The following is a 13,516-nucleotide window of genomic DNA, read 5'->3' as shown; positions in this document are numbered from 1 at the left end:
CTCCGGCTTACGATTGCGCGACGCGGCGGCGCACATAGTGATTGAAGAGCACGGCAATGAGCAGCATCACGCCGAGGAACACGCGGAACCAGTCCGAATCGATGTTCGTGTAAGTGATGCCGATCTGCACGACGCCGAAGATGAGTGCGCCGAATGCCGCGCCGATCACCGAGCCGTAGCCGCCCGTGAGCAGCGTGCCGCCGATCACCGCGGCGATGATCGCTTCGAATTCTTTCTGCAGCCCGCGGTCGGCAGCGGCCGAACCGATGTCGCACACCTGCAGCACGGCGAACAGGCACGAGCAGAACGCGGTGAGCATGAAGAGCGAAATCTTCACGCGCTTCACGGGCACGCCCACGTTCTTCGCGGCGTTGGCGTCGCCGCCCACGGCGAGAATCCAGTTGCCGTAGCGCGTCTTGGCGAGCACGAATGCGCCGATCGCCACGAGCGCGAACCACCAGAGAATCACCTTGGGCACGCCGGGCACGAGCGGCTGACCGTTTTCGAGCATCCTGCCGATGCCGATATGCGCAAGCGCGACGAAGAGGCCCTTGAACGCCGTGCCATGAAAAAGCAGGTTGGTCACGAAGTCGGCTTTGGCCACGTCGCCCACGCCCGAGACGATCGTGCGGTCCGCGAACATGATCGAGAGCGCAAGCGTCAGGCCGCGCAGGATGAAGAGGAACGCGAGCGTGACGATGAACGAAGGCAGCCGCGTGCGCATTACGAGGTAGCCGTTGAGCGCGCCGAGCGCGGTGCAGCCCACGAACGCGAACAGAATGGAAAGCGCGATGGGCCAGTGGAAGTACATCGTGGGGATCGCCACCATCATGCCGGCGAAGCCGATCATCGAGCCGATGGAGAGGTCGAACTCGCCGGCGATCATCAGCAGGCACGCGCCGACGCTCAGGATGCCGAGGTAGGCGGCGACCTGGGACCAGTTCATCACGCCGTCGAGATCGAACATGCCCGAGCCGCCCGCGCCGATCGCGAAGACGGCGAAGACCAGCACGGTGCCGGAAATCGCGGCGAATTCGGGGCGGCCGAGCAGATGGCCGAACCACGATTCGCGGCGCACGCGTTCGTCGCTGGCGCCTGGCTGCGGGGTGGGCGCGTCTTGCGCGCCGCTCTCCGGAGCGTGCGAGGGGAAGTGTTTGCCGGCTACACCCATGATGTCTCCTGTATCGACCAGAGTTGGTGCTTTAGCGCCTTACGCTGGTCTTGTGCAAGGCGATCGGCCGTGGCGGGCGCATTCGCGTCTGCGTTGGCTCAAATACCCGAGCGCATTCCCCACAAGCGACTGCCTTGCAGTAGAAGCAACACGGTGAATGGCGCGCGGCGAGGCTGGCGAGAGGCGATGGGCATCGGAAGATGCTAGCCACCGCCGCGCGTGGCTGACAAAAAATGCTTAGCGATACTGACCTGCGTACTTCACGACCTTGTCGAGATTCTCCTTGGTGATGAAGCCCGGACCCGAGCGGATGTTCTTCGGACCGTACGAGGGCTGCAGGCCATAGGTTTCAAGGCGCTGCTTGAACTTCGGATTCGCTTCGAGGATCTGGCGGATCTTCTGCGGGTCCGTGGTGTGCTCCTTCTTCACGATCGCGAGAACGGCCACGGGGATGTAGCCCTGCAGGTACGGCTGCTGGTCGATCGCGAACTGGATGGTGCCTGCGCGGATCGCCTTGGCAATGTCATCCGAGAAGTCGAACGTGCAGAAGTAGATCTTGCCCGCGAGGCCCATCTGGTCGATCGCCTTGAGCGTGGCGGCCGCCGGCACCGGGCCGAGCGTGAGGATCGCGCCCGTGTTCGGATGGTTGCGCAGATACGCGCTCACCTTCGACTGGATTTCCGTCGGGTCCTGGCCGGAGTCGATTGTCGAGCTCTTGTAGTCCACGCCGAGCGCATCGGCAAATCCGCGGCAGCGTTCGAACGACACGGCGTTGGTCGCGAAGTGATTCACGCACAGGAACGACTTCACGCCCGCGGCCTTGGCCTTTTCGCCGGCTGCGTGGCCCGCCACGTATTCGGGCTGACCCACGTGCATGATCGCGCCGAGCTTCTCGCTCTGTTCCTCGGTGCCCGAGTTGATCGTCACGAGCGGAATCTTCTTTTGCGTGACCTTGCCGATCGAGCTCTTGAGCACGTCGTAGTCGGCGATGGTCACGATCACGCCGTCGTAGTTACGCGCGGCGGCCTGTTCGATCAGGCGCGACATGTCGGCGATGTCGCCGTTGGGTGGATTGCGGTAGTCGGTCTCGACGTTCCAGTCTTCGTCGGCCTGCTTGATGGCGTTCTTGATCGTGTTCCACCACGAGTCGGAATCGGGCGCGTGGCTGATCAGCACGAAATGGCCGTCGGCGGCTTGCGCCGTTTGCGCGCTGAGCACGCTCGCACCTGTGACGCCCGCTGCCAGCGCGAGCACTGCGGCCAACCTCCGGAGCATGGTCTTGCCCTTGCGTTGAGTCATTGTCTCCACCTTTCTCGGTCTGTCGTTCGTTCTTGGGGTGAATGCCGCAGCCGCGCTTTTGACATGCCGCTTGTTACCTGCACCAGCTGCCGCGCTCATCGACAAGAGTAGGACATCGCCTCGCGACTTGCAACGAAAATTTCATTACAAATAAAAATGGAAAATCTGTTCCATTCGTGTGACGCGCTGCCTATAATCGGCTCCGTCGGCATGCCGTGGAATCGAAGCCTGGTAAGGCTTTGCGGCAGTGCGGCAACCAGCCGAGGAAAACAATCATGGCGGATGACACAACCGACGCCGTAGCAGGCGTAGACGAATTGATGCAGCGCATCGCCCACGATTACGAGGCGCTGCCGCGTCAGCTGAAAAGCATCGCGACCTACATCGAGCAGCACCGCGCGAGCGTGATGATGGACCGTACGAGCGACATTGCCGCGAGCTGCGGCGTGCATCCTTCGGCGGTGGTGCGCTTTGCGCAGCGCTTCGGCTTCTCGGGCTTCTCCGACCTCCAGGCCGTGTTCCGTCAGGCCTATGCGGGGCAAGGCGCCTCGGCCACGAGCTATCAGCAGCGCATTCGCCAACTGATCGACGCCAAGGAAGGCGAAGCGAGCCCGGACATGGGCGGCGCCGTGGCACGCGAGTTCATCGGCGCGTGCCGCAGCGGGCTCGACGAACTCGAAGCCGGCCTGGACGGCGCGCAGTTCGACGAAGCCGTGAAGATGCTCGAGCAGGCGGACAACATCTACGTGATCGGCGTGCGCCGCTCGTTTCCGGTGGCGAGCTACATCGTCTATGCCTTGCAGCACACGCGCAAGCGCGTGCACCTCGTCTCGGGGCTCGGCGGCATGTACCACGAACAGATTCGCGGCGTGAAGAAGGGCGACGTGGTGATCGCCATCAGCTTCGCACCCTACGGCAAAGAAACGCAGTACTGCCTGCGGGTGGCGCAGCAGCACCACGCCAGGACGCTCGTCATCACCGACAGCCAGCTTTCGCCGCTCGCGCGCCACGCGAACGCGCAGCTCTATGTGAAGGAAGGGAGCGCGTTCGCGTTCCGCTCGCTCACCAGCACCTTCTGCCTGTGCCAGGCGCTCTTCATTGCGCTTGCGTACCGGCTCGAACTCAACGTGGAAGAATCGACCGACACCGGAGGATACGATGACTAGTGCAGCAAGCGGCGCAGCGACAACGCTGGATGTGGCGGTATTCGGCGCGGGGCGCATTGGCCGCATTCATGCGGGCAATCTCGCGCGCCAGCCGGGCGTGCGTCTGAAGTACGTGATCGATGTCAATCGCGAAGCCGCCGCCGCGCTCGCCGCACAGCACGGCGCGCAGGTCGTGGATGTGGACGCCGCGTTCGGCGACGCTTCGATCGGCGCCACGGTAATTTGCTCGAGCACCGATACGCACTCCGAACTGATCCTCAAGTCGGCGGCAGCGGGCAAGCATATCTTCTGCGAAAAGCCCGTCGATCTGACCATCGAGCGCGCGCGCGCCTGCGCAGAAGCCGTTCAGCGCGCGGGCGTCGTGGCCATGATCGGCTTCCAGCGCCGCTACGATCCCACGTTCGCCGCGCTCAAGACGCGCCTCGATGCAGGCGAGATCGGCACGCCGGAAATGCTGATCGTCACGAGCCGCGACCCTGGCGCGCCGCCCGTCGAATACATCAAGCACTCGGGCGGCATCTTCAAGGACATGCTGATCCACGACTTCGACATCTTCCGCTGGATCCTCGACGACAAAGCGGTGAGCGTGCATGCCACAGGCAGCTGCCTGTCCGACCCGGCGATTGCCGACGCGGGCGACATCGATTCGACGGCGGTGACGATTCGCACGAAGCGCGGGCGTCTTTGCCAGATCAACACGGCGCGGCGCGCGGCCTATGGTTACGACCAGCGCTTCGAGGTGCTCGGCAGCGAGGGCATGCTGCAGGCGGGCAACATGCAGCCGACCGAGGTGGTCGCGTGGTCGAAGACCGCTGTCGCGCAGGACGTGCCCGAGGCGTTCTTCCTCGAACGCTATCGCGCGGCCTATGCGCGCGAAATGGCGCACTTTCACGAAGCCGTGACGCAGGGCGTGCCGGTGCGCACCTCGGTCGCCGACGGCCTGAAAGCGCTGGAGTTGGCCGAAGCTGCCTCGCTGTCGTGGCGCGAGGGCCGTGTCGTGACGCTGGGCGATTGAAGCGAGCGCAGATCAAGCGAGGAGAGCAAGGATGCAGGCAATCGATCGTGCCCAGCCGTTGCGCGTGGGCGTGGCGGGACTTGGGCGGTTGGGGCGGCGGCACGCGCAGAACCTGGCGTATCGCGTGCCGGGTGCAACGCTCGCGGCCGCGTGCAGTCCGCTGGAAGCGGATCTCGCGTGGGCGCGCGAGGCGCTGCCCGCCGCGCGGCTGTATGGCGAGTACGCCGATTTGCTGGCCGATCAAGCGGTCGATGCGGTGTGGCTCGTCACGCCTTCGGCATTGCACGCCGAGCAGATCGTGCAGGCGCTCGAAGCGGGCAAGCACGTGTTCTGCGAGAAGCCGCTCTCGCTCGACGTGGCCGAATGCGAGCGGGTGGTGAACGTGTCGCGTCGTCATGCCGACCGGCAGGTGACCATCGGCTTCATGCGCCGCTTCGATCCAAGTTATCAGGATGCCTACGCAAGCGTGCAGGCGGGGGCGATCGGCAAGCCTTTTTTGGTGCGCTCGCAGACCTGCGATCTGAACGATCCCGAAGGCTTTTTCGTGCGCTTCGCGCCGACTTCGGGCGGCATTTTCCTCGACTGCACGGTTCACGACATCGACGTTGCGCGCTGGCTGCTCGGCAAGCCGCGCGCCACACGCGTGTACGCCGCAGGCGCAATCGCGCTGCACGAAGGGCTGCGCGAATCGGGCGACGTGGACAACGGCGTGGCGATCTGCGAGTTCGAGGGCTGCCGACTCGCGATGTTTTACGCCTCGCGCACGATGGCGCACGGCAACGACACGTCGAGCGAGGTGATCGGCACGGCGGGCGCGCTCGCGATCGGCCGCATCCCGCGCGCGAATCGCGTCGATGTCTACGATTCGACCGGCGTGCGCAGCGTTTGCACGCCCACGTTCTTCGACCGTTTCGAAGAGGCGTTCCTGAACGAAGCGCAGGCGTTCGTCGCCGAAGTGGCGGCACGCAAGGCGGGGCGGACGCAGGCGGGGAGCCTCGGCGCGACGCTCGAAGACGCCCTGGAGGCCACGCGCATCGGCCAGGCGCTGCGCGAATCGCTGCATACGGGGGCGGCGGTCACGCTGTCAGCCGTGCCGTGATCGGGACGCAAGCGGCGGCTGGCGTGGCTGCGGTAAAATCGACGCTATTGCCAGCGCCGTCTCACGCCGTGACGGTGCGCCACCGAAGGATCCAACCCCGATGCAGATTCAGGTTCACAAGGAAGTGGATGCGCGCGGGCTGAACTGCCCGCTACCGATCCTGCGCGCCAAGAAGGCGCTCGCCGACATGGAAAGCGGCCAGATCCTCAAGGTCCTCGCGACCGATCCCGGCTCGCAGCGCGATTTCGCCGCTTTCGCCAAGCAAACCGGCAACGAGATCGTGGAAAGCTCGCAGCAGGACAAGACGTTCGTGTTCCTGATTCGCCGGCGCTAGGCGCATTGGCAGATAAAAAAATGGCCCGCATGAGAATGCGGGCCATTTTCATTTGCGCTGAGCGGGAGTCTCAGCGGGGGCCCCTAGCCTTCCAGCACCGGCTTGCGCGTACGCAGATACTCGTCGAAATCCGCGCCGACTTCCGGGTGGCGCAGCGCGAACTCCACCGTCGCCTTCAGGTAGCCGAGCTTGCTGCCGCAGTCGAAGCGCGTGCCGTGATATTTGTAGGCGAGCACCTGCTCGTCGGCGAGCAGCGACTGGATCGCGTCGGTGAGCTGCAGCTCGCCGCCCGCGCCCGGCTTGATCGACTTCAGATGCTCGAAAATGCGCGGTTTGAGCACGTAGCGGCCGACCACGCCGAGGTTCGACGGTGCGACTTCCGGCGCCGGCTTCTCGACGATGCCCGAGAGCTTGACGATCGAGTCTTCCCACTCCTTGCCGTCGACGATGCCGTACGAGCGCGTTTCCGAGGGCGGGATCTCTTCCACGCCGAGCACCGAGCTATGGTAGTGGTCGAACACCTCGACCATCTGCTGCATGACGGGCGGCGTGCCGTAGAGCAAGTCGTCCGCGAGAATCACGGCGAACGGGTTGTCGCCCACGAGCTTTTCCGCGCACAGCACGGCGTGGCCAAGGCCGAGCGCCTCGGGCTGACGCACGTAGAAGCAGTCGACGTTGTTCGGCTTGATGTTGCGCACCAGTTCCAGCAGCTTGGCCTTGCCGCGCGCTTCGAGTTCGGCTTCGATCTCATACGACTTGTCGAAATGGTCCTCGATCGCGCGCTTGCTGCGCCCGGTCACGAAGATCATTTCAGTGATGCCCGCAGCCACGGCTTCTTCGACCGCGTACTGGATGAGCGGCTTGTCGACCACGGGCAGCATTTCCTTCGGGCTGGCTTTCGTGGCCGGAAGGAAGCGCGTGCCGAGGCCCGCTACCGGGAATACCGCTTTTGTCACTTTCAGCATGTCTTTGTCCCTGTCCTGGTGCTCGTGTGACGCCGCGGGTGCGGCGCGACGCGTTACAGCCTTTGGCCGATATGGCGCTCAGGCCGGCAACCGCGTGAGTTGCGCGGTCAGCTTGTCCAGCGTTGCCTGGTATTCTGCCAGTCTTTTCTGCTCCTGCTCAACGACTGCGGGCGGTGCTTTCGCTACAAAACTCTCGTTTCCGAGCTTGGCCGTGCACTTCGTTACCTCGTTGCCGAGGCGGGCGATTTCCTTCGACAGCCGCTCGCGTTCGGCGGCGACGTCGATCTCCACCTTCAGCACGAGTTTGTCCGTCCCTACGATAGCAACTGGCGCGCCTGCCGAGGCCGCGTCGAGCGTTGCTTCGTCGGCGATGATCTGGACCTCCGAAAGCTTTGCAAGCGCCTGCGCATAGGGCGCGAACGTCGCGAGCCGCTCGGCGTTGCCCGTGGCGAGCAGCGGCACCTTCGTGGCGGGCGAGAGGCCCATTTCGCCACGCAGATTGCGGCACGCGTCGATCACGGCCTTCAGGTCGGCGGCCCACTGTTCCGCGGCTTCGTCGATCTTCTTTGCTTGCGCCACCGGGTAACGCTGCACCATGATCGATGCTGCGCCTTCGGCGGCACCCTCGGGGTACGCGTCGGTGAGCGGCGCCACCTTCTGCCACAGCGCTTCGGTGATGAACGGAATCACCGGGTGCGCGAGGCGCAGCACCGTTTCCAGCACGCGCAGCAGCGTGCGGCGCGTGGCGCGCTGCTGCTCGGGCGTACCCGTCTGGATCTGCACCTTGGCCAGTTCCAGGTACCAGTCACAGTATTCGTCCCAGACGAACTTGTATATGGCGTTGGCCACGTTGTCGAAGCGATAGTCCGCGAAGCCCTTCGCGACTTCGGCTTCCACGCGTTGCAGGAGCGAGACGATCCAGCGATCGGCCTGCGAGAAGTCCGTGTAGCCGCCGGGGCCGCAATCGCCCGGCTGGCATGCGCCCGGCTTGCTGAAACCGCAGTCGTGGCCTTCGCAGTTCATCAGCACGAAGCGCGTGGCGTTCCAGAGCTTGTTGCAGAAGTTGCGATAGCCTTCGCAGCGCGCGAGGTCGAAGTTCACGTTGCGGCCGAGCGTGGCCATGGAAGCCATCGTGAAGCGCAGCGCGTCGGTGCCGAACGCGGGAATGCCCTCCGGGAACTCCTTGCGCGTCTTCTTTTCGATGGTCGCGGCCTGCTTGGGATTCATGAGGCCGGTGGTGCGCTTGGCGACCAGCGCTTCGAGGTCGATGCCATCGACGATATCGATCGGGTCGAGCGTGTTGCCCTTGCTCTTCGACATCTTCTGGCCTTCGGCGTCGCGCACGAGGCCGTGCACGTACACCGTGTCGAACGGCACCTTGCCGGTGAAGTGCGTGGTCATCATGACCATGCGCGCCACCCAGAAGAAGATGATGTCGAAGCCCGTGACCAGCACGGAAGAGGGCAGGAAGGCCTTCAGTTCGGGCGTATCCGCAGGCCAGCCGAGCGACGAGAACGGCACGAGCGCCGACGAGAACCACGTGTCGAGCACGTCTTCGTCGCGCTTCAGTGCGCCCGTGTAGCCCTTGGCTTCGGCCTGCGCGCGCGCCTCTTCCTCGCTCTTCGCGACGAAGATCTCGCCGTTCTCGCCGTACCACGCCGGGATCTGGTGGCCCCACCAGAGCTGGCGCGAAATGCACCAGTCCTGGATGTTCTCGAGCCACTGGTAGTAGGTCGTGGTCCAGTTTTCCGGCACGAACTTGATCTGGCCGCTGCGCACCACGTCGAGCGAGGTTTCGGTGATCGACTTGCCGGGATTGAAGGTGCCCTCGGGCGCGGGCTTCGTCATCGCGACGAACCATTGGTCCGTGAGCATCGGCTCGATCACCACGCCCGTGCGGTCGCCGCGCGGCACCATCAGCTTGTGCGGCTGGACCGAGTCGAGCAGGCCGAGTGCCTCGAAGTCGGCCACGACCTGCTTGCGCGCCTCGAAACGGTCGAGGCCGCGGTATTTGGCGGGCGCGTTGTCGTTGACCTTCGCGTCGAGCGTGAGAATCTCGATCATCGGCAGGCCGTGGCGCAGGCCCACCTGGTAGTCGTTGAAGTCGTGCGCGGGCGTGACCTTCACGACGCCCGTGCCGAACTCGCGGTCCACGTATTCGTCGGCGATGATGGGGATCTCGCGATCGGCCAGCGGCAGCGTCACGGTCTTGCCGATCAGGTGCGCGTAGCGCTCGTCTTCCGGATGGACCATCACGGCCGTGTCGCCGAGCATGGTTTCCGGGCGCGTGGTCGCAACCGTGAGGTGGCCCGAACCGTCCGTGAGCGGATAGCGCAGGTGCCACAGGTTGCCGTTTTCCTCTTCGCTCACGACTTCGAGGTCCGAAACGGCGGTGCCCAGCACCGGGTCCCAGTTCACGAGGCGCTTGCCGCGGTAGATCAGGCCCTGTTCATAGAGGCGCACGAACACGTCGCGCACGGCGGTCGACATCTTGTCGTCCATCGTGAAGTACTCGCGCGACCAGTCGATCGACGCCCCCAGGCGCCGCACCTGGCCCGTGATGGTCGAACCCGACTGCTGCTTCCATTCCCACACGCGCTCGACGAACTTCTCGCGGCCCAGGTCGTGGCGCGAAATCTTCTGCGCGTCGAGCTGGCGCTCGACCACGATCTGCGTGGCGATGCCCGCGTGGTCCGTACCCGGCACCCACAGCGTGTTGTCGCCGAGCATGCGGTGGTAGCGCGTGAGGCCGTCCATGATCGTCTGGTTGAACGCGTGCCCCATGTGCAGCGTGCCGGTGACGTTGGGCGGCGGCAACTGGATCGAGAAATTGTTGCGGCCGGGCTCGAAGGTCGCGGCGGCGTAGCCTCGACGCTCCCATTCGGGGCCCCATTGGGCCTCGATCGTCTGGGGCTCGAAGCTTTTCGCTAGCGTGCTGTCGCTCATGGGTGGAATCTGCCGAAAAAAGGATGCGGAAACCTTGGATTATAAGGGGAAGTCCTGCCGGAGCCGACGCGCCAGCCGGGCTGGAGCACTGGGCGGACCATGGTGCGGGCCGTCGTGCGGGCGTTCTGCGCGCGAGGCGTGCCGCTTGGGTCACCCAAGCCGCAGCGTGCGTGCGCACTTATAATGGCGGTCTGCCATTCAACGACGGCGCGCCTGTGCCGCGCGCCACGTCCCCGGGGTCCCGCCCTGGGGTCACGCTCCTTTTCAGCCCATGCCCGAACTGCTCGCGAACCTGAACCCCGAACAACTCGCCGCCGTCACGTTGCCCAACGAACCGGCGCTCATTCTGGCCGGGGCCGGCAGCGGCAAGACGCGCGTGCTGATCACGCGCATTGCGTGGCTGATCCAGCAGGGCATGGCCTCGCCCTCGACCATCCTGGCCGTGACCTTCACGAACAAGGCCGCGCGCGAAATGGTCGGGCGCCTCCAGGCGCTTTTGCCCATCGACACGCGCGGCATGTGGATCGGCACGTTCCACGGCCTGTGCAACCGCATGCTGCGCGCGCATTTCCGCGACGCCGGTCTGCCGCAGACCTTCCAGATCCTCGACACCGCAGACCAGCTTTCGGCCATCAAGCGTCTGATGAAGGGCCTGAACGTCGACGACGAGAAGTACCCGCCCAAGAACCTGCAGTATTTCATCAACAACGCGAAGGAGCAGGGCCTGCGTCCGAAAGACGTGGATGTGAGCGACGATTTCAACCGCAAGTTCGTCGAACTCTACGAGGCCTACGACCAGCAGTGCCAGCGCGAAGGCGTGGTCGATTTCGCGGAGCTGCTGCTGCGCTGCTACGAACTGCTCGCGTACAACCCGCCGCTGCGCGCGCACTATCAGAGTCGCTTTCGCGACATTCTGGTGGACGAGTTCCAGGACACCAACAAGCTCCAGTACGCGTGGCTCAAGCTGCTCGCGGGGCCGGGCAACGCGATCTTCGCGGTGGGCGACGACGACCAGTCGATCTACGCGTTCCGCGGCGCGAACGTCGGCAACATGCGCGACTTCGAGAACGAGTTCCGCGTGAAGCACATGATCAAGCTGGAGCAGAACTACCGTTCGCACGGCCATATTCTCGATGCGGCCAACTATCTGATCGCGCATAACTCGCGGCGTCTGGGCAAGAACCTGCGCACCGATGCGGGCCACGGCGAGCCGGTGCGCGTGTATGAGGCGGCCACCGACTCGCAGGAAGCCGGCTGGATCGTCGAGGAGATTCGCGCGCTGATCAACCAGGGGCTCGCGCGCAACGAGATCGCCATCCTTTATCGCAGCAACGCGCAGTCGCGCACGATCGAGCACACGCTCGTGAACGCGGGCGTGCCGTACAAGGTGTATGGCGGCTTGCGCTTCTTCGAGCGCCAGGAAGTGAAGCATGCGCTCGCGTATCTGCGTCTCATCGACAATCCGAACGACGACACGGCGTTCGCGCGTGTCGTGAATTTCCCCACGCGCGGCATTGGCGCGCGCTCGATCGAGCAGCTGGCGGATGCCGCGCGCCTCTACAACTGCTCGATGGCCGCGGCCATTCCGTACGTCACGGGCAAGGCGGGCTCGAGCCTGGGTTCGTTCGCCAATCTGGTCGCGAAGATGCGCGCCGAAACCGCGCAGATGAGCCTGCCGGAAACGGTCGAATACACGGTACGCATGAGCGGTCTCGCCGAGTTTTATCAGAACGAGCGTGAAGGTCAGGATCGCCTCGAGAACTTGCAGGAACTCGTGACCGCGGCCACGGCGTTCGTGAGCGAAGAGGGCTATGGCCTCGACACGCCCGCGCGCTCGATTCCGCTGCGCCCGGGCGCGAGCGCGGTGCCCGAGATCGTCTCGCAGGACGGCGAGATCGAAGTGCTCGATGCGCCCACGATCACCGACCCCGCGCAGAACCCCGACGTCATGACGCCGCTCGCGGGCTTCCTCTCGCACGCGTCGCTCGAAGCCGGCGACAACCAGGCGCAGGCAGGCCAGGACGCCGTGCAGTTGATGACGGTGCACGCGGCGAAGGGCCTCGAATTCACGGCGGTCTTCATCACCGGTCTCGAAGAGGGCTTGTTCCCGCACGAGAACAGCGCGATGGAAGCCGATGGTCTCGAAGAAGAGCGCCGCCTGATGTACGTGGCGATCACGCGTGCGAAGGAGCGGCTCTATATTTCGTTCGCGCAGAGCCGCCTGCTGCACGGCCAGACGCGCTACAACGTGCGCTCGCGCTTTTTCGACGAACTGCCGCAGGAATCGCTCAAGTGGCTCACGCCCAAGGTCGAGGCCGGTTCGCGCTGGGGCGGGCGTTCCGACAACGCCGGCTGGGGCCGCGACTGGTTCGCGCGTCCGGGCGGCGGCAGTGGCGGCAGCAGCGAAGGCGGCCGTCGCGAGCGCGACGCCTATATCGCCGACAAGAGCCCGGCGCCCGCGTTCGCCAACGAGCAGCGCGCCGCCGAGACGGGCTTCCGTGTGGGCCAGGGCGTGTTCCACACGAAGTTCGGCGAAGGCACGATCACGGCGCTCGAAGGCAGCGGCACCGACGCCAAGGCGCAGGTGCGCTTCAAGCGTCACGGCGAGAAATGGCTCGCGCTGGCCGTGGCCAAGCTGCAGCCGGTGGAGTGAGCGCGCGCAAGCCTCAAACGACTCAGACGGAAATCATTCGAAGATGAACCTCTCGACTCACGCGGGCGGCAGTGCCGCCCGTCCGCTCGGCGTGCTCGCCGCGCTGCCCCAGGAACTCGGCGATCTGATCGCGGCCATGCAGGCCGAATCGGGGGTCGTCACGCGCACGTTCGGCCGGCGTGATTATCACCTGGGCACCGTGCACGGCGCGCCGTGCGTGGTGACGCTCGCGCGCGTCGGCAAGGTGGCGGCGGCCGCCACGGCCAGCGCGCTGATCCATGCGTTCGATGTGGAAGCGATCGTCTTTACGGGCGTGGCCGGCGGCGTGGGTGCGGGCGTCCACGTGGGCGACGTGGTGGTGGGCGAAACGCTGCTCCAGCACGACATGAACGCCGAGCCGCTGTTCCCGCGTCACGAAATCCCGCTGCTCGCGCGCTCGCGTTTCGATGCCGACCACGCGTTGGCTCAGGCGCTCGCCGCCGCTTGCGAGCGTTTCATCTCGGAGGAGGGGCCGGAGTTGACGGCGCGCTTCAAGGCCGCGCTGCCGCGCCTCGAAACCGCGTTGCCGCAGGTGCATCGCGGGCTCGTGATCAGCGGTGACCAGTTCGTGGCGAGCGCCGCGGCCGTGGGCGCGCTGCGCTCGCTGTTGCCCGATGCGCTCGCCGTCGAGATGGAAGGTGCCGCGATCGCCCAGGTCTGCCACGAGTACGACGTGCCGTGCGCGATCGTGCGTACGATCTCCGATACCGCCGACGAGCACGCGAGCACCTCGTTCTCGAGCTTCCTCGCCGATATCGCGGGCACGTACTCGACGGGCATCCTCAAGCGCTTCCTGGCCGCTTACCGCCCGCTCGCACGTTGAGCGTAC

10 protein-coding genes are annotated in these 13,516 nt (G+C 65.2%); 6 read left to right on the top strand and 4 right to left on the bottom strand.

Translation table 11 applies throughout. The features are described 5' to 3' along the window. Positions 1-7: 7 nt before the first annotated feature. Entirely contained in the window at positions 8-1,171 is a 1,164-nt protein-coding gene (locus BFD71_RS34315; RefSeq protein ID WP_069268673.1) for an ABC transporter permease, read from the bottom strand. A gap of 237 nt (positions 1,172-1,408) precedes the next feature. Next, a complete protein-coding gene (locus BFD71_RS34310; RefSeq protein WP_069268672.1) occupies positions 1,409-2,470 on the bottom strand; it encodes a sugar ABC transporter substrate-binding protein in 1,062 nt (353 codons plus the stop codon). Positions 2,471-2,745: 275 nt separating this feature from the next. Here BFD71_RS34310 and BFD71_RS34305 point away from each other — a divergent pair, with 275 nt between their 5' ends. From BFD71_RS34305 to BFD71_RS34290, 4 genes are all read left to right on the top strand, one after another. Next, positions 2,746-3,636, top strand: coding sequence for a MurR/RpiR family transcriptional regulator (locus BFD71_RS34305; RefSeq protein ID WP_069268671.1), 891 nt, complete (start codon positions 2,746-2,748; stop codon positions 3,634-3,636). Beyond that, positions 3,629-4,651 carry an inositol 2-dehydrogenase gene (iolG, locus tag BFD71_RS34300; protein WP_069268670.1) on the top strand — a complete coding sequence of 341 codons (1,023 nt, stop codon included), beginning with the start codon at positions 3,629-3,631 and terminating at the stop codon, positions 4,649-4,651. The genes BFD71_RS34305 and iolG overlap by 8 nt, the downstream gene beginning before the upstream one ends. Before the next feature lie 31 nt (positions 4,652-4,682). Beyond that, positions 4,683-5,750: a Gfo/Idh/MocA family oxidoreductase gene (locus BFD71_RS34295; protein WP_069268669.1), complete on the top strand. Its 1,068-nt coding sequence runs from the start codon at positions 4,683-4,685 to the stop codon at positions 5,748-5,750. 106 nt (positions 5,751-5,856) lie between these two features. Then, complete coding sequence (locus tag BFD71_RS34290) at positions 5,857-6,084, top strand: sulfurtransferase TusA family protein (protein WP_069268700.1); 228 nt, start codon at positions 5,857-5,859, stop codon at positions 6,082-6,084. 83 nt (positions 6,085-6,167) lie between these two features. Here BFD71_RS34290 and galU read toward each other — a convergent pair whose 3' ends face one another. After that, positions 6,168-7,049: a UTP--glucose-1-phosphate uridylyltransferase GalU gene (gene galU / locus BFD71_RS34285; RefSeq protein WP_028208043.1), complete on the bottom strand. Its 882-nt coding sequence runs from the start codon at positions 7,047-7,049 to the stop codon at positions 6,168-6,170. Between the two features lie 78 nt (positions 7,050-7,127). Next, a complete protein-coding gene (locus BFD71_RS34280; RefSeq protein ID WP_069268668.1) occupies positions 7,128-9,995 on the bottom strand; it encodes a valine--tRNA ligase in 2,868 nt (955 codons plus the stop codon). A gap of 271 nt (positions 9,996-10,266) precedes the next feature. On the opposite strand from BFD71_RS34280, the gene BFD71_RS34275 reads away from it, so the two are divergent. Both BFD71_RS34275 and BFD71_RS34270 read left to right on the top strand, forming a co-directional pair. Next, complete coding sequence (locus BFD71_RS34275) at positions 10,267-12,648, top strand: UvrD-helicase domain-containing protein (protein ID WP_069268667.1); 2,382 nt, start codon at positions 10,267-10,269, stop codon at positions 12,646-12,648. Between the two features lie 43 nt (positions 12,649-12,691). Then, on the top strand, positions 12,692-13,510 hold the full coding sequence (locus BFD71_RS34270; RefSeq protein WP_069268666.1) for a 5'-methylthioadenosine/adenosylhomocysteine nucleosidase: 819 nt from the start codon (positions 12,692-12,694) through the stop codon (positions 13,508-13,510). Positions 13,511-13,516 lie beyond the last annotated feature (6 nt).

Source organism: Paraburkholderia nodosa (assembly GCF_001718195.1).
Taxonomy (GTDB): Bacteria; Pseudomonadota; Gammaproteobacteria; order Burkholderiales; family Burkholderiaceae; genus Paraburkholderia; species Paraburkholderia nodosa_A.
This window is presented reverse-complemented; position numbering and strand designations above follow the sequence as displayed.

Excerpts from the sequence above, each read along its gene's own strand:
- BFD71_RS34315 (WP_069268673.1), bottom strand. The coding sequence starts at position 1,171 with ATGGGTGTAGCCGGCAAACACTTCCCCTCGCACGCTCCGGAGAGCGGC.
- BFD71_RS34310 (WP_069268672.1), bottom strand. The coding sequence starts at position 2,470 with ATGACTCAACGCAAGGGCAAGACCATGCTCCGGAGGTTGGCCGCAGTG.
- BFD71_RS34305 (WP_069268671.1), top strand. The coding sequence starts at position 2,746 with ATGGCGGATGACACAACCGACGCCGTAGCAGGCGTAGACGAATTGATG.
- iolG (WP_069268670.1), top strand. The coding sequence starts at position 3,629 with ATGACTAGTGCAGCAAGCGGCGCAGCGACAACGCTGGATGTGGCGGTA.
- BFD71_RS34295 (WP_069268669.1), top strand. The coding sequence starts at position 4,683 with ATGCAGGCAATCGATCGTGCCCAGCCGTTGCGCGTGGGCGTGGCGGGA.
- galU (WP_028208043.1), bottom strand. The coding sequence starts at position 7,049 with ATGCTGAAAGTGACAAAAGCGGTATTCCCGGTAGCGGGCCTCGGCACG.
- BFD71_RS34280 (WP_069268668.1), bottom strand. The coding sequence starts at position 9,995 with ATGAGCGACAGCACGCTAGCGAAAAGCTTCGAGCCCCAGACGATCGAG.
- BFD71_RS34275 (WP_069268667.1), top strand. The coding sequence starts at position 10,267 with ATGCCCGAACTGCTCGCGAACCTGAACCCCGAACAACTCGCCGCCGTC.
- BFD71_RS34270 (WP_069268666.1), top strand. The coding sequence starts at position 12,692 with ATGAACCTCTCGACTCACGCGGGCGGCAGTGCCGCCCGTCCGCTCGGC.